The organism is Saccharopolyspora sp. ASAGF58 (assembly GCF_012277335.1).
Classification (GTDB): Bacteria; Actinomycetota; Actinomycetes; order Mycobacteriales; family Pseudonocardiaceae; genus Saccharopolyspora; species Saccharopolyspora hattusasensis.
In genome coordinates this window covers 5,965,809-5,991,916 of sequence record NZ_CP040605.1, presented here as the reverse complement: position 1 = coordinate 5,991,916, position 26,108 = coordinate 5,965,809, and the positions used below count along the sequence as shown (strand labels likewise).

Genomic DNA, 26,108 nt, shown 5'->3' with positions numbered 1-26,108 from the left:
TTCAGTTCTCCGGCTGGATCGTCACCAGAGGCGTGCCGAACTCGACACCCTGCGCGTTCTCCACGTGCACCGCGGTCACGGTCCCGGCCACGTCGGTTGCCACGTTGCTCATCAGCTTCATCACCTCGACGATGCCGATGGTGTCACCGGCGGAAACCTTCGAGCCGACCTCGACGAACGGCCTCGCCCCGGGCTCCGGGGCACGCCAGAAGACGCCGACGCTCGGCGCGGTTACCACGTGGCCACCACCCTGCCCGGCGGGCTCGGGAGCCTGCGGAACGGGAGCGGTGGACGCCGCGGGGCCAGACTCGGGAGGAGCCGGGGCCGCAGCGGCGGGAGCTGGAGCGGTCACTGGGGCCGGATTCGGGGCGGACGCGGAGTCGAGCGGCGCCCCGTTGCGGGCGACCGCGACCCGGACGTCCCCGACGACAACCTCGGCTTGGTCCCATTCGGAGTCCTGCAAGGCGGCGACGATGAGCTTGATGTCCGCCGGGGTGAGCGTCATTGATCTGTCCTTCGGTCGAACGGTTCGGTTGATGTGGGAGCACGCGCCCTGGCTTATGCGAAGGCGAGAGGACGGATCGGCGAACCGGTGCCGCCCTTGATGCGCAGCGGTGTGGCCACGAAGAAGAACCCGTCGTACACGCCGTCCGACGCGAGCCCCTCCAGGTAGACCGACTCCATGATGGGAATCGCGGACCTCACCAGAAAGTGCACGTGGACATCAAGCGCGGGCACCGTCCACTCGGGCTTGTGCTCGAAGCTCGCGGTGTCTCCCCCCACCGCGAGAACTCCCCGCGACGACAGCCATTCAGCCCCGGACAACGACACACCCGGCAGCCCCACGCCGGTGCCGAGGTAGCGGTCCGGGGTGTCCCAGTACTTCATCAACCCGGTTCGGAACAGGACGACCGAACCGGGCCCCGGCTCCGGCCGTCCGGCGAACCACTCCTCGAGCTCTCGCGCGCCGAAACCATCGCGGTTCGTCATCTCACGTCCGAAGAGTTCCTCCCCGTCGACGAGATGCCCTGTCCCGACAAGCGGTGGGAGCTCCTCGACCGAACCGATCGGCACTCCCTCCTCTTCGGACTGCAGGGAGGTGATGTCACGGTCGCCCGTAATACACCCATCGACCGAGATATGGCCGAGGGAGTCGACGTGCGTGCCACAGTGACCGGGCATCGACATCACCTCCATCGCCGCTGAGATGCCCTTGGGGTAGTTGTGGTCGCCGTGCCGTTGCACGAGCCGGTAGCCGTAGCGCTCGTGGGCGGCATGCTGCGTCATGCCCACTTCCAACCGCACCGCTAGGTCGTAGGCCTTCGACGTCCGGTCGGGCCAGGTCGTAGCCCCCTCCCAGGACCGCCCGCCCCAGCGCACCGGTACTGCACTCGTCGCCGTCATCGCGTTCCTTTCCCTGGTCACGCCGGAACGGCGTCGATGAGATCGAGACCGCAGCGCTCACGAAGCTCCTCGATCTCCACGCCACCCGCGAGCTCGATGACGCGGAAACCGTCCGGAGACGGCTCGAAGACCCCGTGATCGCTGTACACCCGCTCCACGCAACGGGTTGCGGTCAACGGATAGCTGCAGGACTTCACGAGCTTGCACTCGCCGGAGCGCGTGAACAGGTCCATTGCCACGAATACGTGACGGGTCCCGACCGCGAGGTCCATCGCGCCACCGACCCCGGGGATCACCGTCGGGGACGTCGTCCGCCAGTTGGCGAGGTCACCGTCCTGCGACACCTGGTAGGCACCGATCACGCAGTAGCTCAGGTGCCTGCCGCGGATCATCCCGAACGACTCGGCGTGGTCGAAGTAGGCAGCGCCGGCTTCCTCGGTGACGTGGACCTTGCCAGCATTGATCAGGTCCGGGTCGATCTCGTCCTCGGCCGCTGCGCGCCCCATCCCCAGCATGCCGTTCTCGGTGTGGAGGATGAACTGCTTGCCCACCGGTACGTGGTCGGCCACCAGCGTGGGCATGCCGATCCCGAGGTTCACGTAGGCGCCGTCCGGGATGTCCAGCGCCGCCCGGGCGGCGATCTCGTGCCGCGACCAGCTCATCGTCCTTCCTCCGCTCCGCTGTCCGCCCCGAGGACTACCCGGTCGACGTAGATCCCCGGCGTCACCACGATTTCCGGATCAAGCGTCCCGACCGGAACGATGCCGCCCACTTCCGCGATCGTCACCTCGGCGGCAGAGGCCATCAACGGCCCGAAATTCCGGCCTGTCTTGCGGTAGACGAGGTTGCCGTGCGCATCGGCGCGGTGCGCACGGACGAGCGCGAAGTCGGCGACGAGCGGGCGTTCGAACACACACGGGCGGCCGTCGAGAACCCGAACTTCCTTGCCCTCGGCGAGTTCGGTCCCATAACCGGTCGGCGTGAAGAACCCGGCCACGCCAGCGCCGGCGGCCCGGATGCGTTCCGCCAGCGTCCCCTGCGGCACCAGTTCCAGCTCGATCTCCCCAGCGAGGTACAGCTCGTCGAAAACCGTGGATCCGATGGCCTTGGGGAACGAGCAGACCACCTTGCGCACCCGCTTGGCCGCGAACAGGCCCGAAATGGCCTTCCCGCCTGCGCCCGCGTTGTTGTTGATCACGGTCAAGTCCGTGACGCTCGATTCGTACAGGGCCTCGATGAGCAGGTCCGGCTGGCCAGGCGGGCCAAATCCACTGATCATCACCGTCGCACCGTCACCAATATCGGCGATGGCCGCCGCGGCCGAGGGGACGACTTTGTCTACCGCCACTCGCGACTCCTTCCGATCCAAACGATTGGTAGGCTACCTTCGACTGCGCCGAAACGAAAGAGACAACCGAGGAGTCTCAGGCTAGTGGACTCCTGCAGCCGTCGCGGAGACCTCAGCCCGCGCTCAGACTCGCGCGAACTGCGGTTATCCTCTTCATCGAAGCTCGTACACCGACAGGATCCCGCCGAGACCCAGCACACCGTCCTACTCGAGCGAAAGCAACCACCGCCCAGCGGCGACCGAAGCATCCGCGCTAGTTCAACTCCCTACCGTTTGTTTGGCAATGCGCCCGCCGTTGTGCCATCATCGCCCACGGCTTCCTCACCCTCGTTCTCGTTGTGCCGTTGGCATCGAGCTCGTCCGGCTCACCCCAGCGAGCACGAAGCTCGGCCATGCCCGCTTCCTCGCTCCCCCATCGAGAGATGGCGAGTGCGCGACACCATGAAGCTGCTCGAGGTCGAGCACGCGAAGACGGGCGTGTGCACCAAGCAGGAAGTCACCGTCGTACTGGCAGGAAGACAACGTCGACCTGCATTGCCGAAACAGTCGGCGTTCAGTCCGCACCTTCTCGGGTTAATAACACGTAGCGGTTCCACACGGCCGCGAATGACGGAGGAAACGATGAACGTTGTCGTGTTGGTGAAGCAAGTGCCCGACACGTGGTCCGAGCGCAAGCTGTCCGGTGCACACCACACTCTCGACCGCGAGTCGGCGGACGCCGTGCTGGATGAGATCAATGAGCGTGCCGTCGAGGAAGCCTTGCTGATCAAGGAAGCACATGGCGGCGAGGTGACGGTGGTGTGCATGGGGCCGGACCGGGCCACTGATGCGATCCGCAAGGCTTTGTCGATGGGTGCGGACAAGGCCGTTCACCTCGCGGACGATGCGCTGCACGGGTCGGATGCGGTGCAGACGGCTCGCGTACTGGCCAAGGTCATCGGCACCATCGAGTCGGTGGATCTGGTGCTCGCGGGAAACGAGGCCACCGACGGCCGCACGGGTGCGGTGCCTGCAATGTTGGCCGAGCTGTTGGGCCTGCCGCAGCTGACGTGTGCGCGCAAGGTAGCCAGCGACGGGTCGACGATCACCGTGGAGCGCGAGACCGATACCGGTGTCATGCACGTCGAGGCGAACCTGCCCGCAGTGGTGTCGGTCACCGAGAAGATCAACGAGCCGCGATATCCGTCGTTCAAGGGCATCATGGCCGCCAAGAAGAAGCCCGTGCAGGTTCTGACGCTGGCCGATGCCGGGATCGACGCGTCCGAGGTCGGTTTGGCCAACGCCGGGTCGAAGGTCATCGAGTCGGCTCCGAAGCCGCAGAAGCAGGCCGGTCAGCGTGTGATCGACGAAGGTTCCGGCGGTGTGCAGATCACAGAGTTCTTGGCCGGTCAGAGGCTGATCTGAATTGGTCCACAGCCGACGGCAGAGCTCGACCCCCTGTTCCACTGGTTTCTCGAGGAGAGTTTCGTTATGTCTGAGGTTCTGGTCCTGGTCGACCACGTGGACGGCGAGGTCAAGAAGGTCACGTTCGAGCTGCTCACCGCGGCCCGCCGACTCGGCGAACCCTCGGCTGTCGTGGTGGGCGAACCAGGAACCACCGGGAAGCTCACCGAGGCGCTGCGCTCCTACGGCTCGGCCAAGGTCTATGCCGCCGAGTCTGCCGAGGCCGCCCAAGTCCTGGTGACCCCCGAGGTGGACGTGCTGGCCAACCTGGTGTCACAGACCTCTCCAGCAGCGGTCCTGCTCCCAGCGTCGACCGACGGCAAGGAGATCGCTGGACGGCTGGCCGTGCGGATCGATTCGGGTCTGCTGTCGGATGCCGTGGACATCGACGCCCGAGGGGTCAGTTCGCACTCGTTGCACCCAGATCATCGCCGAGAGGATCTTGAACGCCGCGAGAACCGACACCGCCGCCGTGCTCGCCGGCAGCACACTGCCTAGCAGGTACGAGAGCGGAGCCGACCACACCCCCGCGTGCAACAGGCCCGAGGACTCCTTGAACGCGCGGAGACCCGCGATGCCCGCGCCCTCCAGCAGCACCACGGCCACGACGAAATGCGCCTGCCAGAAATTCGACCCCGCAAACCGCGACACCCGCCCCGCCCGGCGCGGGTGATTGGCCCGGCGTACCCCGTTCAGCCAGAACCCGCCGGCGATCGTGGTGATCCCCAGGATCTCCACCAGCAGGTTCCACGGGCCGGACTCACCCAGCAGCGGGAACTCGAACGCAGGGTGGAAGACCTCCCGTACGCCTCGGCCACGCTCAGGCTCAACCCCAGGAAGCCCAGCATCACGAACCAGTGGGCCACACCCACATGGCCCCACTTCAGCATCCTGGTGCGCCCAAGGATCTCCTTGAACATGGTGCCGAACCGGGCACCGAACGGTCCCTTCCGAGTCGGATCAGCTTGTCCGAGCCGGACCGACGACACCATCCGCCGCACGGTCCTGACCACCATCACCACCGCGACCACCGTCACGGCGAGACACATCAAGCCCAGGACCAGCTGCACGGCACCCATGCCATAGCCCTTCATTCAGAGTTTCTCGTTCGCACACCGGGAAAAACGAGCAGCCCACGAATTCTAGCGAGTCCTTTTAGGACAGTACTGCCGACCGAAGCCGACAGATGACGGTTTCGATGTCAGCCACCGGCTTCGAGGCCTGCCCGCGAGACTCCCCGGTCAGCCGTTGCGCTTGGTGATCTCCTCGGTGAGCTGCGGGGCGACGGTGAACAGGTCCCCGACCACGCCGAAGTCGGCGATCTCGAAGATCGGCGCCTCGGGGTCCTTGTTTACCGCCACGATCCGCTTCGAGGTCTGCATACCGGCCCGATGCTGGATCGCACCCGAGATCCCCAGCGCGATGTACAACTGCGGCGAGACGGTCTTACCGGTCTGCCCGACCTGGAACTGGTGCGGGTAATACCCGGAATCCACCGCCGCACGCGAGGCACCGACCGCCGCACCCATCGAGTCGGCCAGCTTCTCCACCACCTCGAAGGACTCCGCCGAGCCGACACCCCGGCCACCGGAAACCACAATCGACGCTTCGGTGAGCTCCGGGCGGTCCCCGGCCTCCACCGGCTGCCGCCCGGTGATCCGCGCCGCCTTGGACGCATCCTGCGCCGGAACCTCCACGGCTTCCTCCGCCGCGGCACCCTCGGCCGCCTCGGCCTCGATCGCACCCGGCAGCACCGTGATCACCGGCGTGCCCTTCGTGATCCTGGCCTTCGCGTCATACGCGCCGCCGAACAGCGAGTGCGCACCGACACAGTCGCCGTCGAGGTCCACGACCTCCGAGAGCAGACCTGAGCCCAGCCGCAGGGCCAGCCGCCCGGCGATCTCCTTGCCATCCACCGACGCCGGCACCAGCACCGCCGCCGGTGACACCGAACCCACCAAGTCGGCCAGCACGTCCACCTGCGGGGTCACCAGAAAGCCCGCCGCCTCCGCCGACTCCGCGGAATACACCTTCGCCGCGCCATAGGCCGCCAGCGATTCGGTCAGCTTCCCGGTGGTGCCCGGCTCACCGACCACGACCGCCGACGGCTCGCCCAACCGCCGCGCCGCCGTCAAGAGCTCGAACGTGACCTTCTTGACCTCAGCGTCCACGTGATCGACGAGGACCAGAACCTCAGCCATAACTTCCTCTCCTCGAAATACCGGACGGCGTCAAACCAGCTTCTCGCCGGCCAGGAACCCGGCGATGGCCACGCCACCCTGGCCCTCGTCGGTGACCTTCACACCCGCGGACTTCGGCGGCTTCGGCGCCGAGGCCACCACCTGCGAGGCGGCGCCAGCCAGCCCGACCTCGCCCGCCTCGATCCCCGCGTCCGCCAGCGACAGCACGCTGACCGGCTTCTTCTTCGCCGCCATGATCCCCTTGAAGGACGGATACCGCGGCTCGTTGATCTTCTCCGTCACCGACACAACCGCCGGCAACCCAGCCTCGACGTTGACGATGCCCGCGTCGGTCTCCCGCTCGGCCTTCACGCTAGAACCGTCGGTCTCGACCTTGCGCGCGAAGGTCAGCTGCGGCCAGCCCAGCACCTCGGCCACCATCGCCGGGACCGCGCCCACCCGGCCGTCGGTGGCCTCGTTACCGGCGATCACCAAGTGGACGTCCTCGACGGTGCCGATGACCTTCGCCAGCGCCCGCGCCGTCGCCGGCGCGTCGGTGCCGCCCAGCGCCGCATCGGATAGGTGCACCGCCTTGTCTGCCCCCATCGACAACGCCTTGCGAATCGCATCCGTGGCGCGATCCGGGCCCATGCACACAACGGTGACTTCACCGCCCTGGGCCTCGGTGATCTGCAGCGCCTCCTCCACCGCACGCTCGTTGACCTCATCCAGCACTGCATCCGCCGACTCACGATCCAGCGCGTGATCCGCACCCGCGAGCCGCCGCTCGGAATACGTGTCCGGCACCTGCTTCACCAGAACGACGATGTTCATTCCTCTCCTCTCCCCACGGCGCTGTCCAACAGGCCATCCGACTCCGTTGCTCTTTAGGTCGGTTCCCGGGGTCGGCCGCCGGGAGGCTTCCCGGCGGCCGACGCCTCAGCCACGCCCATGTGCGCCAGGTACCGTTAAAAGATCGACTCGCGGTCAGGCGGCCGCAGCGCCAGCGTTCGCGACTTCCTCGTCCTGTTCGCCGGTTCCGCCGGCAACGCCAATCGCACCGACGACCTCACCATCGACCAGGATCGGAACGCCGCCCGCGAAGGTCACGAACGGCCGGGCCTGGGCAGTCTGCAGGCCGAAGAACGGCCCACCAGGTTGGACCAGTTCATTGAGGTCACCGGTCGGCATCTTCATGGACACCGAGGTGTAGGCCTTGTTGGACGAGATCTCCGGTGATGCGAGGAGAGCGCCATCCTGGCGCAGGAAAGCCACGGGTTCCCTTCCGCTGTCGAGGATGGAAATGCTAGAGGGCGAGTCGATTTCCGTGGCCTTCGCGGCGGCTGCGACCAGAATCTTTTGCGCGAGCTCGGCCGTGAGCTTTGCCATGACGATTTTCCTTTCTGAGCGGATGACGCCGACTTGTGCTGCGAAGAAACGAGTCAGACAGTCGGCCTATAAACTGGTCCTCGTTCCACAACGGGCTCTAGAAGGTGGATATAGGTTTCCACCTCGTCGTTCGCGACAGGTCGATTTTCCTGCCCCGGGTAACCGATGAGCGCGCGTACCTCGGGGTTCATGAGGTACGCGCCGGCGACGAGCAGGCTGAACGCGTCGAACAGTTCGGGGCTGTTCTTGTGGAGCGTCTCGATTGCCTTGGCAGGAGGTTCATCCACAGCTTCGGCCAGGGACGCCCGGAACCGGTCGGCCAGGTCTGGGCGGGCACCGAGCGCGTGCTCGATCCAGAATGTATGCACGTCCATCTGCGTGGCAGCAGGCATCCCGGCGGCGTTGGGGATAAGGACATCGGCGCGGGCGCCACAGATGTCACGCTCGTGATCGGTCAGCGTCACAGTGGGGTACGAGGTGGTCATAGGGGGACCTCCTGGTTTTTCCGGTTCGCGATGAGCTGCTCCGTGGCGCGCAGCGTGAGCGCGGTGATCGTGGCAGTTGGATTGGCCGCAGCCGATGTGACGAACGCGCTGCCATCGATGACATAGAGGTTCGGTACGTCGTGCGCGCGATGCCACTCGTTGATCACTGAGTCGGCGGGGTCGAGGCCCATTCGAGCCGTTCCCATGATGTGCCAGCCGCAGTCCCGCATGAGGGGTGTGATGTGGACCTCGGTCGCACCGGCGGCTTCGTGCGCATCGCGGGCTCGTGCGAGGTTGAAATCCATCAGCCGTCGCGTGTTCTCCGACGTCCGATAGATGACCTTTGGCGATGGGATGCCGTCGGAGTCGGTCTGTTCCGAGTCGAGGACGACCCGGTTTTCCATGTCAGGCAAGTCCTCTGCCGTGATTCCCCACTCGAACGACCGGCCGAGAGTCCTGCGGATCCGGTGGTGGAAGTTCTCGCCCCAGACCTCCTCGACCGGACTGTCGCTGTAACCGGCGCGCAGCCCCAGGGGACCGCCGCTGGGCATGACCTGCCACTTGCCTCCGCGCGCAAAGCCACGGCTGGCATCAGTTTCGTAGAACTCGAAGGTCTGGATCGCGTGCCCGGCAGGACCGAGCCAGCTCTCCAGCGGATCGTCGTAGACACCCGTCGCCGCGGCATAGGGGTGCATCATCAGGCGACGGCCGACAAGACCGGAAGAATTCGCGAGCCCGTCAGGGTGAGCTCGCGACGTCGAGAGGAGCAACAGGCGCGCGGTGCCGATGCCGTTGGCAGCCATGACGACCACATCGGCGGCCTGATGCCGCTCTACGCCGTTCCGATCGATATAGACTGCCCCGGTCGCGAGGCCCTTCGCATTGGTGGTGACCTCCCTGACCCTCGCCCCGGTGACCAGGCGCGCGCCCGCATCGATGGCGTCAGGCCAGTGCGTGATATCCACAGAGCCCTTCGCACCTTCGGGACAGCCTGTCAGGCATGTCCCCCGGCGGACGCAGGCGTTCATGTGGCGATATTTCCTCGCCGAAATCGCGTTGGGCGCGGGCCACCAGTGCCAACCCAACTTGTCCAGGCCTTCCGCCGCCTTCCGGCCGATCTTGTTGATCGGCATGGGCGGATTGGGATAGGGCGCCTCGTCGGGATACGCGGGATCGCCTGCGAGACCCGAGACGCCCATGTCGATCTCGGTCCGTCCGTAGAAGGGAGCAAGGTCTTCGTAGCTGATCGGCCAGTCGTCGCCCACGCCGTCACGGGTTCGGGTCTGGAAGTCCGACGGCAGCATCCTCACCCAATGTGCTGCGTACAAGATCGTGCTTCCGCCGACGCCGTTGAACATCAGCGGGTTGACATCGGATTCGCTGGTGTCGATCGGGTAGTCCGAGGCCCGAGCCCGCGTGTTCGGGTTGGGATGCCAGTCCTTCTGTGCCTTGAGCTCCCACTCCGGGCGGGCTCCCGCAAACTCGGTCGGCCGGGTCCAGTCGCCTTGCTCCAGGCACACCACCGAGAAGCCCGCCTTCGACAGCTCGACTGCGGCGAAAGCACCGGAGGCGCCCGCTCCCACGATCAGGACGTCGGCCTTCTCCTCTCCGAGATTGTCACGGCCGTTCATGCGCGCCTTCCTTCCGTAGTCTTGCCGGTTCAAGGTGCCGCTCTAGGGCGTCGGTCGAGAACTGAACTGCTTTCCGTTCGGCCACGATGTGCAGGACATGGTCCCGCACCAGTTCCAGGTGTGCGGGGTGGTCGAGGTAGCCGTCGATCTCATCTGCGGATCCGAGTTCAGCCACGACACCGAAATCGAAGTTGCCGTCGCGAGCCCCGAGGTCCCGCCCGTAGCGGTACGCCTTCAAGCAGCCGGTACGCTCCGGCATGGTCGCGAGTTCCGCTTCGAATTTCGCTATTTGATCATCGGTTACACCGTCGCGGAAGCGAAACATGGCGATATGAGTGATTGACATCTCAGGCGCCTCCCGTCGCCTGGTCGAGATTGCATGACCTCAGCGAGACCAGTGCTCTGTCCCTGCTCCGGAACCGTCCTACTGTCTCTCGCGTGAACAACGCAGTCACGATAAGCGCGACGAGCATCAGACCGGCGAGGAAATAGAGCGCGATATTGTAGCCCGTGGGCGACGAGAACCCTCCACCTAGCGCGATGAGCGCACCGACGAGGTACGGGCTGAACCCGCCGAGGTAGATCCCGACATTGACGATCGAACTCGCGACGCCGGTCGATCCCTTTCCCGCAGAATCGAACGCAATGGCATAGACCAACGTGTAGGGGGCGTTCAGCGCGAAACCGACGAACAACTGAATCCCGATAACGGCACCGAGGCTGGTGTCGGCGAACTGGAAGAGAACGATCCCCACTGCGATCCAGCCGAGTACGATCATGAGTGAGAGTTTGCGGCCGATGCGGTCGGAGATCGCACCCCACACGATCTGCCCGATCCCACCCGTGATCGTGAAGAGCACCGAGTAAGCAGCGACTTCAGCGTAGTTGTAGTGGGCCACGAAGGCCAGGTATTGCGGGAGCCAGAAGCTAAGCCCGAAGTATCCGACGATCGACATCATCGCGATGAGCGCGATCACCCCGATGTTGGGATTGCGCACGGCCTGTGCGGGCTTAATTGAATCCGCGTCCACTGCCTCAGCTTCGAGCGGCTTCGCGTGCCCTACAGCCTCGACCGACTCGACAACCGTGTCGTACCGCCGCTTGTTCGCGAACCACCAGTAGATCGTGAAGACGACGACCACCGGGATCGGGAAATAAAGGAACGCAACACGCCAGTTCTCCGGGCCGTACGCGGCCAGGACCGCTGAGACCGCGAAGCCGCCGACCAGCGTTCCCCATGGATAGCCGGTGTGGTGGATTCCGAGGGCCATTCCTCGGCGCTGCTTGGACCACCATTCACCGGCCGAGGCCACCTCGATAGCCTCGCCCGCACCACCGATCGCGTGGGAGAGCACCTGCATGAGGACGAGCACGGCTAGCGACGCGGTCAGTACGTTGAAGCCGGTCAGGAACGTGAACAGAGTGTAGCCGATCACGATCGGAAGGTGCCGATATTTTCGCCGCCAGCCGTGTCCGCCCTTGTCGGCCCACACCATCACCGGGACGCAGATGGCCGCCGTCGACAGCGTGATGAGCGTAGTCATAAGGCCCGCCGACGTAGGCGTCAGATTGAACTCGGTGGTGATCGCGGGCAGCACCATGTAGATCATCTGCCGCGAAATCGAGTCAAGCCCGTAAATCAGCCACAAGAGCACCAGGGAAATCGCGGAGGTAGTGAGTCCGCGGCGAATAATCGCCCGGGTGCCCTGCTGAGGGAGCGCAGTTTCCATCGACATTGATGTTGTCCTCACAGTGAATGTACGCAGGGCAAATTGCCCGGGCGCGGTGGCCCCCAGGAATGCGCGGGAACCGGCCCTCAGGGGGATATTTTCGGCTCCCATCACGCCGTGCCGACGCGTGGCACGACCGAACGACGTCAGCCGGGTGACATTACCCGGCGAGAAGACGCTTGGGCGCCTCCGATGTCATGTACCGGAGCTCGTCCGGGGTGAAGCCCTCCTCGAGCATGCCTTCGATGAACAGGCGGAACGCCTCGGCGGGATGCGGGTTGACCTTCTGGCCGCCGTCGGTGGCCAGGTGGCATGACTCCATTCCCACCTTGCGGATCAGTTCGGCGATGTGCCCCATGGTTTGCGGCGGCACGATGACCTTCGTGACGAACGCGTATTGGAACTCGTTCATCGCGCCGAACGACGCCAGCTCCCGCATGTCTTCGGCGCTGGCACCGACAAACAAGGCGTGCGGGTGTGTGACGATCATACGGGTGATCCCGAGTTCGGCCGCCCGCCGGAAAACCTTGATCGCTTCGGAAGGCGAGACGTGCCCGGAGGCGAGGATCATGTCGTGCTCTTTAATCAGCTGCAAAATGTCCTCGATCTCGGGCTTGAGGTTGCCGTTGTCATCGACGACGACAATTCCCTCACTGCCGACCGGGGATTCGGCGCGCAGGACCGGAACGTTCTCCGCGTGTGCCAGAAAATGCCGTGCGCTCAACGTCGGCAACCACACGATGCGGCCACCCTGCTTCGCGGACTCGAGCACTGCGTAGGGATTGAGCCCACCGACCGGATAGTTGAGCGCGACACCGCCGCGGACATCGAATCCGGTGGCAGTACGCGCCATTTCCGCACGCGCGGCGGTGTCCGTCGAGTGGCTTTTGACCACGATCGCGTCCATCCCGGCGGCCTTGGCCTCCTCGGCGGCCTCGATCGCCGTCACCGAGCGCGGGAAGATGTCCGGCGCGGTGTGGATGTGAAGGTCGACCGCACCCTGCAGCAGCTGGTAACTGAGCTCGACCCGTCCCTGCTTGGTCATCGCCTCGGTCATGCCGAGAGCCCCCCGTCAACGACGATCGCCTGCCCGGTCATGTAAGACGCGGCGTCCGAGACCAGGAAAGCGTGCCACTTCGCAAGCTCGGGTGGCGCCGCTTCGCGGGACAGCGGAACGCTGGCCTTGACATTGGCCAGGTGCGCCTCCTTACCGCCTTCGAAGGTGATCACCGGGTCGTTGAACGGAGTGTCAACCCATCCCGGGCACAGGCAGTTCGCCCGGATGTTGTCCGCGGCGACTTCGACGGCGAGCGTCCGGGTGAACGCGATGACCGCGCCCTTCGACGCGCTATACGCCGTCATGCCTGCAAATCCCTTCAGCCCGGCCAGGGAAGCCGTGGTCGTGATGCTGCCGCCACCGGCTGCCCGCAGGTGCGGCACCGCGTACTTCGAGGTCAGGAAGCAGGACCTGACATTGACCCGAAGCTGGTCGTCCCAGTCTGTCTCGTCGAGCACCTCCACTGCGCCGGAACGCTGGATCCCGGCGACATTCACCACGGCATCGAGCCCACCGAGGCCCGTGACCGCCTCGTCGACCATCGCGGCGACCGAACCCGAGTCGGCGACATCGCATTTGATGAAACTGGGGTCATCACCGGGATCGCGCAGATCCACGCTCACCACGGACGCGCCTTCCGAGCGTAGTAAGCCCACCGTGGCACGGCCGATGCCGGACGCTGCTCCCGTGACGATGACGCGCTTGCCGGAACCTGCCATGTCGCCTCCACCTTCCCTGCGCCGACGCTGACGCGAGGACTCGACTCGCTTGTCATGTCATTTGGCCGTATTTGTACGACCAACTTGGTGCGCTGACCTTAACTATTGGCCCATGTGGGTGTCAAGGGTCACAACACCCACGCTTACCTGCACTTTTACTGATCAACACCGAGCCAGATCGGCAACGCGGCGAGGACCCTCGGTCTCGTGCGCCACCTCCGAACGTGGCCATCGGCCGACCTGCCCACATAATGGCCGCACAAACTAGAAGTGGCTCTGCGCCGGAACGAGGGCGATGGCCCGGAGCCGGATGCCTGACCAACCCGTGCCCGGCAGGCACCCTCAGCCGGGTATACACCGGGGTGCCCCAAAGCCAAGGTCATCCGCGACTAGTCTTCCCGTCAGCGACTCCGGACCGGGACAGGGGCGCTCGGGACGACCCTGCTTGCCGTTTTGTCCGGCTAAATGACATATAGTTGAGGACAAACCGTCCTCAAGCCTTCACTTTCGGGGGTAGTGAGATGCCAACCAACGAGCCGAACCACCAGGTGCTCTCGCGAAACCTCCGCGTGCAGATCCGCCAGGGTGAGTTCTCCGATGGTCATCGCCTGCCCACAGAAGCCGAGCTCGCGGAGCGTTATGGGCTGAGTCGGCAAACGGTGCGGCGCGCTTTTCAGGACCTCGTTTCCGAAGGTCTCGTCTACCGGATCCGGGGCCGGGGTACCTACGCGCGCTCCGGTGGCGACGGGTACGTCCGCCAGGTCGGATCGGTAGACGACCTCATGGGGCTGTCCGAGGACACCGCCATGGAGGTCGTCCGGCCGCTGACGCGGAAGGTCGATCCGATCAACGCGGGACGGCTTCGCCTGGCTGCGGATGTCGTCTACGAGATGCAATTCGTGCGAATCCACGATGGAGTACGGTTCTGCACCACGACGGTGGCGCTGCCGCCGAGCGTGGCCAAACTCCTAAATTCCGTCGAGGAACTACACAAGGTCGGCTCGGTGAGCACCATCACGATCATCGGGCTGCTCGACAGCCGGCTGCCGTTCGCGGTCAAGGAGGCCCAGCAGAGCATCACGGTTGACCGTTTCTCGGAAACGGACGCGAAGAGTCTGTCCACCGAGGTCGGTAGCCCGAGTCTGCGGGTCGACCGGCTCTATTTCGGCACCGACGGTGACCCGGTCGAACTGGCGATCAGCCATTTCGTACCTGAGCATTACTCGTATCGCATCAGCCTCCGGCGGAACGCCTGACACCTTGCTCGGGTGATTGGACGGCACCGCCACATCGGGCGGGATGGGGCGGTGCCATGGCGTGTACCGCTCAGCGCTTCCCGCGAATCGCGGCCAACACCTCGCCATAGGCGCGCGAATCAACCCGTACATCCACGATCGACGGACCGTGCTGCCCGAGCGCCCGCGCCAAGGCCGTGTCGAGTTCATCGGCGGAATCGGCGGAGAAGCCAGCCAAGCCATAACCCCGGCCGATCTGCGCGAAATCGGTCTCGCCGTACCCGATCGCGTTCTCCCCGCCGTTGCCATCGGGCTTGGCCTTGATCGCGATCAGGCTCAACCGCGAATCGTTGAAGACCACGATCGTAACGTTCAAGCCCAACCTGCTGATCGTCTCCAACTCACCCAGGCACATACCCAGCCCACCGTCCCCGGTGAAACACACAATGCGCCGACTCGGCCGGGCGAGGGCCGCCGCGACCGCGGCGGGAACGGCGAAGCCCATCGTCGCCAGACCACTCGAGATGATCAGCTCGTCCACGTCCTCGGTGGTCCACAGCGAGGTCGCCGGAAGCATGTGTGCCCCCGCGTCGACCGTGGCGATCGTGCCGGTGGGTACTGCTGCCCGCGTCCGTAACACCACCTCTTGTGGTGTGACGCCCTCCGGGGTCCCGGGCGTAGCCGCACACAACCGGGCCAACTCGTCGTCGCGATGCCGGTTGCCCGCGTCGGGCGGCCAGGTCGTCGCCGGCCAGATCTGCGACAGCTCAGTGACCAGCTTCTCCAGGTTGCCGACGACCTCGACGTCCGGGCGCAGGTAGGGGCTGGTCTCCGGCCAGGACGAGAACGAAACGACCGGCGCCTGGTAGGGCCAGGCGTTGGGAATGAACTCGACCGTGTCGACTCCGATCATCACGATTAAGTCCGCAGCGTGCAGCAACGGTGCCTCGGTGGTCGCGCCGGTGACCAATCCAGCGGCGTTCGACCAGGAATCCGGCACGAGCCCCTTGGCCCGATAGGTCATCAGCGTGGGAGCCGCCGACTCCGCCAGTAGCGTGCGTACCGGTCCGGCGAGCCCGCGTGCACCGACGCCGAGCAACACGAGGGGCCGCTTGGCCTGGGAAATAAGACGTAACGCATCATCGACCGTATCCGGAGAAGGCTCTGCGGCGATTTCCGACGGGGTCGGCGACGAGGTCGCGCTGGGGTCGAAGTCGAGGTGCACCGGCCCTCTCGGAAGCGACATCGCCGCACCGACCGTATGGCGTACCGTCACCCCCGCGTCACCGCCGCTTCCAGCGGTGGCGGAGCGTTTGGTGACCGGCGCGTACAAAGCCCGCTGATCGAGACGCTGATGCGCGATCCGCTCGGCGTCCGCAGCGCTGACCGTGTCGGTGACCAGCACCAACGGCTGCCGATCAAGCATAGCGTTGGCAACCCCGTTGACTGCGCTCGCGGCTCCCGGCCCCCGAGTGACGACGCAGACGCCCGGGCTGTCGGTCAGATCACCGTAGACGGACGCCATCATGGCCGCCGGTGTCTCGGCGTGGGCGAGCACAAATCGGAGGCCGGCGGCTTCAGCCGCCCCGATGAAGTCCAGGTTGTTTCCGCCGCCCGGCATGCCGAACACCGTGTCCGCACCGGCGGCCGCCACGGCCTCCGCGATCGTGGCGGCCAGTTCGTTCGAGCTCATAGGTCTCCTTGCGTGGGCGTCTGGAGCGGGAGTGTGCGGGCCGCGCATCACACGTTGAGTTTGTAGTCTTCGAGAACCCGCCGGCCGATGATCATCCGCTGGATGTCCGCGGTTCCCTCGCCGATGAGCAGCATCGGCGCCTCCCGATAGAGCCGTTCGATCTCGTACTCCTTCGAGAATCCGTACCCGCCGTGGATCCGGAACGAATCCTCCACAACCTGCGCGCAGTATTCGGAGGCGAGATACTTCGCCATTCCGGATTCCAGATCATTACGCCGCCCCGAGTCCTTTTTGCGCGCAGCGCGCACCATCATCTGATGCGCCGCTTCGACCTTCGTCGCCATCTCGGCAAGCCGGAACAGCACGGCCTGATGCCCGGCGATCGCCTTGCCGAAGGTTTCCCGTTGCTGGGCATAAACGACGCCGAGTTCAAAAGCCCGCAAGGCCACGCCGCAGCCGCGCGCGGCTACGTTCACGCGACCAACCTCGACCCCGTCCATCATCTGGTAAAAGCCCCGGCCCGGCACGCCTCCCAGGATCTGGCCCGCACTGATCCGGTGGCCGTCGAACACCAGCTCAGTAGTGTCCACGCCCTTGTAACCCATCTTCTCGATCTTGCCCGGCACCGTGAGCCCCTGAGCGGTCTCGCCGAAGCCTGCTTCCTTGTCGACCAGGAACGTCGTCATGTTCTGGTAGACCCTGTCCGAGCCCTCGTCGGTCCGCACGAGGACGGCGACCAGGTTGGCTGAGCCGCCGTTGGTCAGCCACATCTTCTGGCCATTGATCGTGTAGTCGCCGTCGTCGTCCTTGACCGCCTTGGTCCTGATCGCGCTGACATCGGAGCCACAGCCGGGCTCGGACATCGAGAAGGCCCCCCGCACCTCTCCGGTGGCCATGCGCGGCAGATACTTTCGTCTCTGCTCCTCGGTGCCGTGCTGGAGCAGCATGTAGGCGACGATGAAGTGGGTGTTGATGATGCCGCTGACGCTCATCCAGCCGCGGGCGATCTCTTCCACACACAACGCGTAGGTCAGCAAGGATTCCCCGAGGCCGCCGTATTCCTCGGGGATCATCAGGCCGAACAGGCCGAGCTCCTTGAGGCCGTCGACGATTTCCGCCGGGTATTCGTCGTGGTGTTCGAGCTCGTTGGCGACTGGAAGGATCTCCTGCTCCACGAACGACCGCACGGTCTTGAGGATCTCTTGCTGGACGTCGGCGAGTCCGTCGGTCTCACAGAGGTGGCCCATGGTTCAGCTCTTCCTTCCGTTGCTGCCTGCCGAATCGACGGACAGACCACCGATGACCTTGTCGTTGTGTTCGCCCAGCCGAGGGGGCGCCAGCCGGACTACAGGGGCGATTCCGTCGAACTTCCACGGGGTGTTGACGACCCGGGCCTCGCCCACATCGTCGCGGTGGAAATGAAGGACCATCTGGCGCTCGTGCGTGTCAGGGTCTTCCAGCACGCTTCCGATGTCCAGGACAGGTCCGACGGGCACCCCGACCGCTTCGAGCTCGGCGATGACCCGTTCGGTGCTCATGCGGGTGAGTGCCGCGTCGACCTCACGCAGAAGCTCGTGCTTGTGAGCCAGCCTCAGCGGGTTGGTGCGGAACCGCGCGTCCTCGGCCAGGCCGGGCTGTCCGAGCGCCTCGCACATCCGCTCGAATTGGGAGTCGTTGCCGACGCACATGTTGATGAAGCCATCGCCCGTGCGGAACATGCCATAGGGAGCGATCGTGGAATGACCGTTGTGGTCGGATTCCGGCGCGACACCGGTTTTGAGGAACCGGGCCGCGTGGTGCGTCAGCATGGAGACGAGGCTGTCCTGCATCGCGATGTCGATTGCGCGGCCGAGTCCGGTGCGTGAACGTTCGAACAGCGCACTGACGACGGCGGTAGCGGCGAACATGCCAGACGCGATGTCGGCGACCGGCACGCCCCACTTCGTCGGCTCACCCGGGCGGCCCGTCATCCGCATGACGCCGCTGGTGCCCTGCACAATCTGGTCGTAGCCGGACCGGGTTCCCTGGCCCTGCCCGAAACCACTGATGGAGCAATAGACCAACGCGGCGTGTGCGGCGCGCAGGGACGCGGCACCCAATCCCAGTCGGTCAGCCGTACCTGGTCGCCAGTTTTCGACTACGACGTCCGCGGTGCCGATCAGCTCGCGCGCCCGCCTGCGGTCCCCGTCGTCTTTGAGGTCGAGTGCGACGCTGTACTTGTTGCGGTTGACCGACATGAAGTACGCCGCATCGTTTCCCACAAATGGCGGCCCCCAATGACGCGCATCATCACCACGATACGGACTTTCGACCTTGATCACCTCAGCACCGAGATCAGCAAGCATCAGCGTGCAGTACGGGCCGGACAGCGCCTGGGTGAAGTCGACGACCCGGACCCCCGCGAGCAGGTTCAGCCCCTCGGTATGTGCGAACCCTGTCATCTGGTCACCTTCGTCACGATGGTCTTCGTCTGGCAAAAGCCCTCGAGCGCTTCGAAGCCCTTCTCCCGGCCGTAGCCGGATTTTCCGAAACCGCCGAAGGTGTATTCCACTCCTCCACCCCCGCCGTAGGTGTTCAGGTAGACCTGGCCCGCCCGGATCTCCTCCGCCATCACGTGGGCCACATCGAGATTTTTCGTCCACACTGCGGCGATCAGTCCGTACTGGGTGCCGTTCGCCAGCTGGATGGCCTCATCGACGGACCCGAACGACATCGCGGCCACCACGGGGCCGAACACCTCCTCCTGGGCGATCTCCTGTGCGGGATCGACGTCGGCGAATACCGTCGGCGGAAAGTAGAAGCCACCCTCGGGCAGTTCGACCTGCCCAGGACCGCCGAGCTGCCGGGCGCCGGAGTCGGCTGCCCGCTGCACCATCTGCGTCACCCGGTCGCGCTGCTTGGCCGAGATCAGCGGCCCGAGGTCGAGATCCTGCGGTCCGGGCCCGATACGGACGCCGCGCAACGCCTCACCGATCCGCGAGAGGACCTCGTCGCGCACCTCCTCATGCACCAGCAGTCGCGAACCGGCCGAACAGGTCTGTCCGGCGTTTTGGAGAATCGACTTGACGATCGCGGGAATGGCGGTGTCGAGGTCGGCGTCGGGAAATACGATGTTCGGCGATTTCCCACCGAGCTCGAGCACGACTGGAATGACGTTGTCCGCCGCCGCGTGCGCGACCGTCGCACCGACCGGCACCGACCCGGTGAAGGACAGGTGGTCGATGCCAGCGTGTCCCGCCAGCGCCGCGCCGGCCTGTGCCCCCAGGCCCGGCACCACATTGAGAACACCGGCCGGCAGGCCGGCTTCGAGTGCGGTGCGGGCGACTTTGAGCACCGACAGCGGCGCCTCTTCCGCGGGCTTCACGACGGCGCAGTTGCCGACCGCGATCGCGGGGGCGATCGTGCGGCAACCAATCTGGAGCGGATAGTTCCAGGGAATGATGTGCCCTGTCACTCCGAATGGAACATGCCGGGTATAAGCGATGAAGTCACCGTTGGGCGGCAAGCTGTGCCCGAAGAAGGCCTCCATCGTGTTGGCGTAATACTCGAAGTAGCGGGCCGCGACATCGGTATCGGCGCGCGCTTGCGCCAATGGCTTGCCGGTGTCCTGGCTCTCCAGCAACGCGAACTCCCCGCGGTCGCGCCGGATGAGCTCACCGATACGACGAAGGATCGTCGAGCGCTCGCTGTAGGGCGTATGCGCCCATTCACGGCTCGCCGCACGGGCGGCCGCGACCGCAGCGTCCACGTGTTCAGCCGTGCCGCGGAGGGTGCGGTCCAGCAGCGTTCCCGCCGACGGGTCAACGACGTCGAGCGTCTCCGGGCCTTCCACCAGCTTGCCGTCGATAACGGCCGCCTGTGCCGGCATCTGTCTCCTCCTGAAGGGGCCGAGGCGCTAGGACACGCCGTGGGAATCCGCGTGCGCGGACGAGGGGCCGCGGACTGTGCCGGCCGCGACCAGTTGACGAACTCGTTCCCGAGACATTCGCAGCTCCCGGGACAGGATTTCTTCGGTGTGCTGCCCGAGAATGGGCGCCGGCCTGGGCGGCTTCGGAGACGCCGCGAAGGTCAGGGGCGAACCGGGCGCCAGATGAGGCCCGACGCCAGGCTGGTCGATGACCGACATCAAGGGGTTGCCTCCCTCCGCCGTCTGAAGAGCCGAAACCGTCTCGGCGAAGGTGCGATACGGCGCCCACACCAGCGAGCTGCCCTCGAGCAACTCACACACCTCAGGCTGCCGACGCGCGGCGAACCATCGCTGGAACAGCCCAGCCAGAACCTCGCGATACTCGAAACGGTCACCATCGCGCGAGAAGTCCACCCCGAGGCTCTCCTCCAGCGCCTGCACGGGGTACTCCAGGCCGGTAATCCGCAGAAGGTCCTGCCAGTGCCGCCGGGTCAGCGCCACGATCATCAGCCGCTGACCATCGGCGCAGGTGAAATCACGCGCGAAGCCGCCGTAGAGGTGGTTCCCGATACGCTGCCGCTCCACGTTGTTGACCTGGGCCTCGGCTAGGAATCCCAGGTTTCCCGCCATCGCCAGCGCGACATCGGCAAGCGCCACCCGAACCTGGTCGCCCTCGCCGGTCAGTTCTCGCCGCCTCGCCGCAGCAGCCACGCCGAGCGCCGCGTACAAACCACACGCGATGTCCCAGGCAGGCAGCACGTGGTTCACCGGATCGGCCAGCCCAACCGGACCGGTCACCATCGGAAACCCGACTTCCGCATTGACGGTGTAATCCACCGCGGCCAAACCGTCGCTTCGTCCATCGACCTGCACATAGATCAGATCGCGACACGACTCGCGCAAAACGTCATACGACATCCAGGAGCGTCCCCCAGCGTTCGTCAGGACGACCGCAGAGCCGGGAGGAGACGCCGAGACCAAGTCACGGACGATCGAGCGGCCCTCGTCGGAGCGCATGTCGACCATCATCGATCGCTTTGACTTGTTGAGGCCCGCCCAATAGAGACTGGTGCCGTCCCTGCTCACGGGCCACCGGTCACGGTCTGCCGCACCACCGATCGGATCGATCCGCACGACCTCAGCGCCCAATTGCGCCAGCGTCATCCCACCGAGCGGAGCCGCGACGAACGAGGAGATCTCGATGACGCGCAGCCCAACCAAGGGACCGGTAACTCCCATGTCTCCTCCAGCTCCGACGCAAGCCGGACAATCACCGTTTATGTACGGCCATTTGTCTATCATGTCGGGCCAATTTGTGGCAAGATGCGCCATGTGATCCAGCAGATCCCCTGCACCGATCAGCACGCGTCCGCCAGCGCCACCCGAGCACGCGACGCGCCGAAGCGCCCGGTCACCGCAGTCGCGGGCGGACACTCGCGGCCGCAGACCGATGTCGATCACCGCAATGGACAAACGGCCTCACAAGCCGTCGAGCGCGCGGGGGCCGTAGAGCCCAAGGGGTGTCGCTTGCCGACGTGATGGGCTCTGTCGCAATTTGCGTGATCAACTTTTTGGTGGCTGGATCTTGGGGATCATGTCGTGAGCAGGATGCGCTTGCGTAGTAGGTCCAGTTTGGCCCGCCCGAAGGACTGCCTTTTCAGGTATTTCGCCCTGTTCACGGCCCCTTCCGTTGGGCCATTGCTCCAGGTGAGGGTGAGCCCGGCGGTCACCGCGGCCAGATCTTGGCGGAGGCCGTTGACGAACGAGCGTAGAGCGGGCAGGTCGTCAGCGCAGACGCGGTCCATCCAGTCGGGCAGCAGATCGCCGCGCAGGTCGCGGATCACGCTGGCGAACGCGCCGACGTGGCGGCGGGTGGCCTCCAACTCGGGGCAGCGGGCCAGGACGGCCTTGAGTCGTTGCCCGTCGTCGTCCGGGAGGTTGTCGGGGTCGCGCATGATCCAGCCGACGACCTCCCGGATCTTCGGCGGCCTCGGCGCGGACTCGGGGGCTTTGCCGGTGGAGCGGAAGGGACGCAGGTAGCGATAGACGGTCTGAGCGCTGCCACCGTAGCCCTGCTCGCGGATCTCGCGGACCAACAGGGAGACGTTGGCGCAGCCGTCGTTAAACCGCTGGTGCAGGTAGGGCTTGTATTCGTCCAATAAGGATGAACGGGAGGCGGTCTTGGAGAGGAGTTCTTCGACGCTGCCGGCCTGGAAGTATCGGCGCGCGGTCTTGCGGTCGAGGTCGAGCTCGCGTGCCACCGCACGGATGCGCTTGCCCTGGGCACGTAAGGATTGCACGGCTGCGTACCGCTGGCGGATCCGCGCCGCCAGGCCGGATTCGGCGGCCTCGCCAGAGACGGCTGGCTCTGCGACCGGTGTCGGGCTCGGCGACACCTCGGCCGCGCCGTCGGCAACGGTGTCGCCCTCGCCGCGTGCATCGTCGACGGCGGGCTCGATCAGGCAGCCGCGGTGCCCGAGCACGGTCTTCTCCACTGCCTCGCCCAGGTTCTTCCACAGATGCCACCGGTCCGCGCATTGCACCGCCTGAGGCGCACCGCGGGAAGCGCCCTCGGCATAGGCTCCGGACCTATCGCGTGTAATCACCTGGATCTCGGGATGCTTCTTGAGCCACTCGGCGAGGGTGTCGGCCTCCCGGCCCTCCAGCACATCGACGGGTCGATGGGTGGCCATGTCCAGCAAGATAGTGGCGTAGTTCTGCCCACGTCTGATCGCGAAGTCATCCACCCCGAGCACGGTTACCGCTTCCACCGGCGGGTCGGGCACGGCTCGCACCAGCCGCAACAGCGTGTCCCGTCCCGCCCGCAGCCCCAGACGATTGGCCAGTCGGGCTCCCGCACGGCCGGCCAGCGCCAGCCCGATCGACTCCAGCATCCCGCGCAGCGGCAGGCTCCGCCGGGCATGGCGCATGGTCAGGCCCTCCACCTGCTCGGCGAACGTCCGCACCGAACAGTCCTGGTGAGTGCAGAAAAACCGCCGCACCCGCAGCCACAACACCACCGGCCGACCTGCCACCGCCACGTCCGCCACTGTGCGGTCGTACCGACTATGCACCCGCGCCGAACAGTTGCCGCAGGCCGGGCACGCCGCCGAGGAGGCCCTGGCCGATGCCCAGATCCGCACCCCCGCGTCTTCCTGCTCCACCCGCTCAACCACCACCCCGGCCAGATGCGGAAGCAGCACGCCAACACCGTGATCATCACACACGAACCATGATCGCAAAACCAGGCCAGCGCCGATCACCCAGGCAATAGTTGATCACGCAAATTGCGACAGAGCCACGTGATGGGACCACCGAGTTGCCAAGAGCAAGGGACCACCCGTGGCTGTCATCGAGCATCGGTGTCGATGCCCTGATCGTCAACTCAGGCGTGGTCGCCGCCGCTGGCCCGGGGGCGTTGGCGCTGCCGGTAGGACTCGCCTTCGACGACGAGTTCGTGGCAGGTGGAGGTCAGCCGGTCGACCGCGGACTGCGCCAGCAGGGGGTCATCCATCATGGCCAGCCACTCGCTGGCGTCCCGGTTGCTGGTGATCACCGTCGATGCCTTCTGGTGGCGCTCGACGCAGAGCTCGTAGAAGTCGGTGGTCTCGGTAGCGTCCAGTCGTTTGAGGGCGAAGTCGTCGATGATCAGCAGCTCAACGGCGGCCAGCTTGCGGATCTCGGCGTCCAGGGAGTTGTCCAGTCGGGCGGCCTTGAGCCGCTTGAACAGCTTGTCCGCCCGCGCCATGTGCACCGAGCGGCGCCGGCGGACGGCGATATGCCCGAGCGCGGTGGCCAGGTGCGTCTTTCCAACGCCCACCGCTCCCAGGACCAGGGCGCCGTGCGGGCCGTCGAGGAACCGCAGGCTGACCAGCTCGTTCCACAGCTGCCGGTCGTAGCGGACCGCCCCGGTCTCCTCCCAGGTGTCCAGGCGCATCGACGGGTCCAAACCGGCGGCGCGGGCGCGCAGCCCGGCGGAGGTGTTCTCTCGCCGTGCCACCTCGTCGGCCAGGACGAGTTCGAGGAAGTCAACGTGGGTGAGTTGTTGTTGGCGGGCCAGGGAAAGCCGGTCGGGAAGGGTGTCGAGCATCCGGCCGAGCTTGAGGGTCCGCAGGGCCTGCTTGAGTTCCGGGCCGATCACCGCCGGCGCGGCCGGGGCCGCCTTGGAGGTGGCCCTTCCGTTGGTTTTTGGTGTGGTCACTGGGGTTCTCCGTCCTGTTCGCTGCTGTCGTGTTCACAACCCCCGGCGACGCCGGGGAGATCGGGGTCCTGGCCGCCGCGCAGCACGATCAGCCGCCGGTTGGAGAACTCGGACGGGTCACGGGCGAACCGGGTCGGGCCTCCGGCGGCCTGGCGCGGACTGAGCGTCGGGGTGGTCTCGATGGCCTTTTCCAGCATCGAGGCGATCTTGGACACCGACACCACGTCAACCTCCAGGGCCTTGGCGCAGGCCGTCTCGACCGGGCCGGGCCCGTAGCGGCGCACCAGGCCCAACAACCGGTAGGCCTGCCGCATCCTGGTCCACGGCAGATCGACCCGCAGTAGCCGTTCGGCGTAGATGCCGACGTGGTGGCCGTGGCGGCGGGCGGCGCGCACCAGCGAGTCGAGATCGCGCATCGCGTAGCCGGAGGTCTGCGAGGGCAGGTCGGCCGGATCGGTCCACCGCCCACCGGGCCGCTGCCGAGGATGGACTTTCACCAGCCGGCCGTGGTGGAACAGCTTGACCAGCACGGAGTCCGCGCGCACCTCCAGCCGCTGCCCCACAGTTGCGACGGGGCGGAGTAGAGAGCCTTGGCTATCTCGACGTGGAAGTCCTTGTGCACTTTGACTTTCGTGAAGATCGGGACGTCGTAGGCCTTGTCCGGCAACGCGAGCAATGCCGGCGCCTCAGCCTCGGTGAACACTTCCAGCGGGCGGGCCTGGATGGTGCCGTGCATGCGTTGCCCGGCCGTGGTCGAACACCACGATCGAGCGCGGGTTTGGGCGTCGGCCAGGTCCAGAAACGACTCTCCCGCAAAGAAATTCCCGCGCACGTACTGAACCATCCGCTCGACCCTCGGCTTGTCACGAGGATGGCGAACACGGGTGGCGTCTGTTCCGAAGCCGCAATGCTGGGCGTAGTCCAGCCACCCAGCGGTGAAGCGCGGATTGACCGGGTCGGCGTCGGCGACGATCGCGGCCATGTTGTCCGGGATGACGACCTTGAACACCCCGCCGAAGTAGGCCCACGCGGCCTCACAGCCCGAGATCACCGCGTCCAGTGTCTGGGAGAAGGTCAACCACACGAACATGTGCCGGGAGAACACGGCGGTGAGGATCAGCGCGTGGCAGACCCGACGACGGCCCCGCGCCGCGTCGTTGACCAGCCCCATACGGGCGAAGTCGATCTGCAGCTCAGCGCCGGGCTCACCATCGGCCACTCGCGTTGTCGTTGCCGTGCGGCCGAATCCGCAACGCTCAACGCAGAACCGGTGCAGCGTCCGATACGGCACCACCACGCCGATCCGCTCCAGCTTCACCCCGACCTTGACCACCGACAGCCCGGCGGCGACCCACTCGGTGATCTGTTCGCGCTGGGCCTCCAGAGCCTGCCAGGAGCCCCCGCGCCCGCTGGGGCGGACCGGACGGACCCGCTCGACCACCTCGCCGAGTAGCCCGTCGGTCAACTGGTCGTCCCCGCCATCGCGGGTCAGCCCCGCCTCTTGGGCGGCCTCCACATAGCGTCGGGCCGTTTTCCGGTCCACGCCGGCCCGCTCGGCCACCACCCGCAGACCCGCCCCCGACAGCCACGCCCGCAGCACCTCGCGTACTTCGATCACTCTGACATCCCGGAATGCCATGCCAACGGACCTCCAAGTCGACCGACTTGAAATGATCCAAAATGGAC

General features: G+C 65.9%; 25 protein-coding genes and 1 pseudogene. 3 read left to right on the top strand and 23 right to left on the bottom strand.

The genetic code is table 11. The features are described from left to right. Position 1 precedes the first annotated feature (1 nt). Genes accB through FDZ84_RS27920 form a run of 4 tightly spaced genes read right to left on the bottom strand, consistent with a single transcriptional unit; the run spans position 2 to position 2,752 of the window. The gene (accB, locus tag FDZ84_RS27935) at positions 2–505 is read right to left on the bottom strand and encodes an acetyl-CoA carboxylase biotin carboxyl carrier protein (RefSeq protein WP_168588302.1); all 504 of its coding nucleotides are present in this window, start codon (positions 503–505) and stop codon (positions 2–4) included. Positions 506–558: 53 nt separating this feature from the next. Continuing rightward, positions 559–1,404, bottom strand: coding sequence for a cyclase family protein (locus FDZ84_RS27930; protein ID WP_168588301.1), 846 nt, complete (start codon positions 1,402–1,404; stop codon positions 559–561). 17 nt (positions 1,405–1,421) lie between these two features. Next, on the bottom strand, positions 1,422–2,066 hold the full coding sequence (locus tag FDZ84_RS27925; protein ID WP_168588300.1) for a 3-oxoacid CoA-transferase subunit B: 645 nt from the start codon (positions 2,064–2,066) through the stop codon (positions 1,422–1,424). After that, positions 2,063–2,752 carry a 3-oxoacid CoA-transferase subunit A gene (locus tag FDZ84_RS27920; protein WP_168588299.1) on the bottom strand — a complete coding sequence of 230 codons (690 nt, stop codon included), beginning with the start codon at positions 2,750–2,752 and terminating at the stop codon, positions 2,063–2,065. The genes FDZ84_RS27925 and FDZ84_RS27920 overlap by 4 nt, the downstream gene beginning before the upstream one ends. Positions 2,753–3,373: 621 nt before the next feature. Here FDZ84_RS27920 and FDZ84_RS27915 point away from each other — a divergent pair. After that, positions 3,374–4,156, top strand: coding sequence for an electron transfer flavoprotein subunit beta/FixA family protein (locus tag FDZ84_RS27915; RefSeq protein ID WP_168588298.1), 783 nt, complete (start codon positions 3,374–3,376; stop codon positions 4,154–4,156). Positions 4,157–4,222: 66 nt separating this feature from the next. Then, positions 4,223–4,612, top strand: a pseudogene (locus FDZ84_RS27910) (electron transfer flavoprotein subunit alpha/FixB family protein); the annotation flags it as partial. 275 nt (positions 4,613–4,887) lie between these two features. Here FDZ84_RS27910 and FDZ84_RS38090 read toward each other — a convergent pair. The 10 genes from FDZ84_RS38090 to FDZ84_RS27860 form a co-directional block, all read right to left on the bottom strand. Continuing rightward, positions 4,888–5,289 (bottom strand): hypothetical protein, encoded by a 402-nt coding sequence (locus FDZ84_RS38090; RefSeq protein ID WP_210435150.1) that lies wholly within the window; start codon positions 5,287–5,289, stop codon positions 4,888–4,890. A 147-nt stretch (positions 5,290–5,436) separates the two neighbouring features. After that, the gene (locus FDZ84_RS27900) at positions 5,437–6,396 is read right to left on the bottom strand and encodes an electron transfer flavoprotein subunit alpha/FixB family protein (RefSeq protein ID WP_168588297.1); all 960 of its coding nucleotides are present in this window, start codon (positions 6,394–6,396) and stop codon (positions 5,437–5,439) included. Between the two features lie 30 nt (positions 6,397–6,426). After that, positions 6,427–7,209, bottom strand: a complete 783-nt coding sequence (locus FDZ84_RS27895) for an electron transfer flavoprotein subunit beta/FixA family protein (protein WP_168588296.1) — start codon at positions 7,207–7,209, stop codon at positions 6,427–6,429. 153 nt (positions 7,210–7,362) lie between these two features. Then, entirely contained in the window at positions 7,363–7,764 is a 402-nt protein-coding gene (locus FDZ84_RS27890) for a heme-binding protein (protein ID WP_168588295.1), read from the bottom strand. 53 nt (positions 7,765–7,817) lie between these two features. Next, entirely contained in the window at positions 7,818–8,249 is a 432-nt protein-coding gene (locus FDZ84_RS27885) for a hypothetical protein (RefSeq protein WP_168588294.1), read from the bottom strand. Next, on the bottom strand, positions 8,246–9,880 hold the full coding sequence (locus FDZ84_RS27880) for a GMC family oxidoreductase (protein ID WP_168588293.1): 1,635 nt from the start codon (positions 9,878–9,880) through the stop codon (positions 8,246–8,248). Before FDZ84_RS27880 ends, FDZ84_RS27885 begins: the two co-directional genes overlap by 4 nt. Next, positions 9,867–10,226, bottom strand: coding sequence for a Dabb family protein (locus FDZ84_RS27875; RefSeq protein WP_256413578.1), 360 nt, complete (start codon positions 10,224–10,226; stop codon positions 9,867–9,869). The genes FDZ84_RS27880 and FDZ84_RS27875 overlap by 14 nt, the downstream gene beginning before the upstream one ends. Before the next feature lies 1 nt (position 10,227). Then, positions 10,228–11,616: a nitrate/nitrite transporter gene (locus FDZ84_RS27870; protein ID WP_168588291.1), complete on the bottom strand. Its 1,389-nt coding sequence runs from the start codon at positions 11,614–11,616 to the stop codon at positions 10,228–10,230. 154 nt (positions 11,617–11,770) lie between these two features. Then, positions 11,771–12,667 carry a DUF6282 family protein gene (locus FDZ84_RS27865; protein ID WP_168588290.1) on the bottom strand — a complete coding sequence of 299 codons (897 nt, stop codon included), beginning with the start codon at positions 12,665–12,667 and terminating at the stop codon, positions 11,771–11,773. After that, entirely contained in the window at positions 12,664–13,386 is a 723-nt protein-coding gene (locus tag FDZ84_RS27860) for an SDR family NAD(P)-dependent oxidoreductase (protein ID WP_168588289.1), read from the bottom strand. Before FDZ84_RS27860 ends, FDZ84_RS27865 begins: the two co-directional genes overlap by 4 nt. A 521-nt stretch (positions 13,387–13,907) precedes the next feature. On the opposite strand from FDZ84_RS27860, the gene FDZ84_RS27855 reads away from it, so the two are divergent. Next, positions 13,908–14,642, top strand: a complete 735-nt coding sequence (locus FDZ84_RS27855; RefSeq protein WP_168588288.1) for a GntR family transcriptional regulator — start codon at positions 13,908–13,910, stop codon at positions 14,640–14,642. 70 nt (positions 14,643–14,712) lie between these two features. On the opposite strand, the gene FDZ84_RS27850 is transcribed toward FDZ84_RS27855, so the two are convergent. The 9 genes from FDZ84_RS27850 to istA form a co-directional block, all read right to left on the bottom strand. Further along, complete coding sequence (locus tag FDZ84_RS27850; protein ID WP_168588287.1) at positions 14,713–16,314, bottom strand: thiamine pyrophosphate-binding protein; 1,602 nt, start codon at positions 16,312–16,314, stop codon at positions 14,713–14,715. Positions 16,315–16,361: 47 nt separating this feature from the next. Next, positions 16,362–17,561, bottom strand: a complete 1,200-nt coding sequence (locus FDZ84_RS27845; RefSeq protein WP_168588286.1) for an acyl-CoA dehydrogenase family protein — start codon at positions 17,559–17,561, stop codon at positions 16,362–16,364. A 3-nt stretch (positions 17,562–17,564) separates the two neighbouring features. Next, the gene (locus FDZ84_RS27840; RefSeq protein WP_168588285.1) at positions 17,565–18,755 is read right to left on the bottom strand and encodes a CaiB/BaiF CoA-transferase family protein; all 1,191 of its coding nucleotides are present in this window, start codon (positions 18,753–18,755) and stop codon (positions 17,565–17,567) included. Continuing rightward, a complete protein-coding gene (locus FDZ84_RS27835) occupies positions 18,752–20,182 on the bottom strand; it encodes an aldehyde dehydrogenase family protein (RefSeq protein WP_168588284.1) in 1,431 nt (476 codons plus the stop codon). Before FDZ84_RS27835 ends, FDZ84_RS27840 begins: the two co-directional genes overlap by 4 nt. 27 nt (positions 20,183–20,209) lie before the next feature. Then, positions 20,210–21,694: a CoA transferase gene (locus FDZ84_RS27830; RefSeq protein WP_246868477.1), complete on the bottom strand. Its 1,485-nt coding sequence runs from the start codon at positions 21,692–21,694 to the stop codon at positions 20,210–20,212. Between the two features lie 119 nt (positions 21,695–21,813). Beyond that, positions 21,814–23,424 carry an ISL3 family transposase gene (locus FDZ84_RS27825; protein WP_210435149.1) on the bottom strand — a complete coding sequence of 537 codons (1,611 nt, stop codon included), beginning with the start codon at positions 23,422–23,424 and terminating at the stop codon, positions 21,814–21,816. Positions 23,425–23,606: 182 nt separating this feature from the next. Continuing rightward, positions 23,607–24,422, bottom strand: coding sequence for an IS21-like element helper ATPase IstB (istB, locus tag FDZ84_RS27820; protein WP_246868476.1), 816 nt, complete (start codon positions 24,420–24,422; stop codon positions 23,607–23,609). Beyond that, complete coding sequence (locus tag FDZ84_RS38085; RefSeq protein WP_210435148.1) at positions 24,419–24,952, bottom strand: hypothetical protein; 534 nt, start codon at positions 24,950–24,952, stop codon at positions 24,419–24,421. Before FDZ84_RS38085 ends, istB begins: the two co-directional genes overlap by 4 nt. After that, complete coding sequence (gene istA, locus FDZ84_RS27815; protein WP_210435147.1) at positions 24,916–26,040, bottom strand: IS21 family transposase; 1,125 nt, start codon at positions 26,038–26,040, stop codon at positions 24,916–24,918. The genes FDZ84_RS38085 and istA overlap by 37 nt, the downstream gene beginning before the upstream one ends. Between the last annotated feature and the right edge of the window lie 68 nt (positions 26,041–26,108).

What these genes read in the sequence shown, in the direction of transcription:
- accB (WP_168588302.1), bottom strand. Translation starts at nt 505, where the DNA reads ATGACGCTCACCCCGGCGGACATCAAGCTCATCGTCGCCGCCTTGCAG.
- FDZ84_RS27930 (WP_168588301.1), bottom strand. Translation starts at nt 1,404, where the DNA reads ATGACGGCGACGAGTGCAGTACCGGTGCGCTGGGGCGGGCGGTCCTGG.
- FDZ84_RS27925 (WP_168588300.1), bottom strand. Translation starts at nt 2,066, where the DNA reads ATGAGCTGGTCGCGGCACGAGATCGCCGCCCGGGCGGCGCTGGACATC.
- FDZ84_RS27915 (WP_168588298.1), top strand. Translation starts at nt 3,374, where the DNA reads ATGAACGTTGTCGTGTTGGTGAAGCAAGTGCCCGACACGTGGTCCGAG.
- FDZ84_RS38090 (WP_210435150.1), bottom strand. Translation starts at nt 5,289, where the DNA reads ATGAAGGGCTATGGCATGGGTGCCGTGCAGCTGGTCCTGGGCTTGATG.
- FDZ84_RS27900 (WP_168588297.1), bottom strand. Translation starts at nt 6,396, where the DNA reads ATGGCTGAGGTTCTGGTCCTCGTCGATCACGTGGACGCTGAGGTCAAG.
- FDZ84_RS27895 (WP_168588296.1), bottom strand. Translation starts at nt 7,209, where the DNA reads ATGAACATCGTCGTTCTGGTGAAGCAGGTGCCGGACACGTATTCCGAG.
- FDZ84_RS27890 (WP_168588295.1), bottom strand. Translation starts at nt 7,764, where the DNA reads ATGGCAAAGCTCACGGCCGAGCTCGCGCAAAAGATTCTGGTCGCAGCC.
- FDZ84_RS27885 (WP_168588294.1), bottom strand. Translation starts at nt 8,249, where the DNA reads ATGACCACCTCGTACCCCACTGTGACGCTGACCGATCACGAGCGTGAC.
- FDZ84_RS27880 (WP_168588293.1), bottom strand. Translation starts at nt 9,880, where the DNA reads ATGAACGGCCGTGACAATCTCGGAGAGGAGAAGGCCGACGTCCTGATC.
- FDZ84_RS27875 (WP_256413578.1), bottom strand. Translation starts at nt 10,226, where the DNA reads ATGTCAATCACTCATATCGCCATGTTTCGCTTCCGCGACGGTGTAACC.
- FDZ84_RS27870 (WP_168588291.1), bottom strand. Translation starts at nt 11,616, where the DNA reads ATGTCGATGGAAACTGCGCTCCCTCAGCAGGGCACCCGGGCGATTATT.
- FDZ84_RS27865 (WP_168588290.1), bottom strand. Translation starts at nt 12,667, where the DNA reads ATGACCGAGGCGATGACCAAGCAGGGACGGGTCGAGCTCAGTTACCAG.
- FDZ84_RS27860 (WP_168588289.1), bottom strand. Translation starts at nt 13,386, where the DNA reads ATGGCAGGTTCCGGCAAGCGCGTCATCGTCACGGGAGCAGCGTCCGGC.
- FDZ84_RS27855 (WP_168588288.1), top strand. Translation starts at nt 13,908, where the DNA reads ATGCCAACCAACGAGCCGAACCACCAGGTGCTCTCGCGAAACCTCCGC.
- FDZ84_RS27850 (WP_168588287.1), bottom strand. Translation starts at nt 16,314, where the DNA reads ATGAGCTCGAACGAACTGGCCGCCACGATCGCGGAGGCCGTGGCGGCC.
- FDZ84_RS27845 (WP_168588286.1), bottom strand. Translation starts at nt 17,561, where the DNA reads ATGGGCCACCTCTGTGAGACCGACGGACTCGCCGACGTCCAGCAAGAG.
- FDZ84_RS27840 (WP_168588285.1), bottom strand. Translation starts at nt 18,755, where the DNA reads ATGACAGGGTTCGCACATACCGAGGGGCTGAACCTGCTCGCGGGGGTC.
- FDZ84_RS27835 (WP_168588284.1), bottom strand. Translation starts at nt 20,182, where the DNA reads ATGCCGGCACAGGCGGCCGTTATCGACGGCAAGCTGGTGGAAGGCCCG.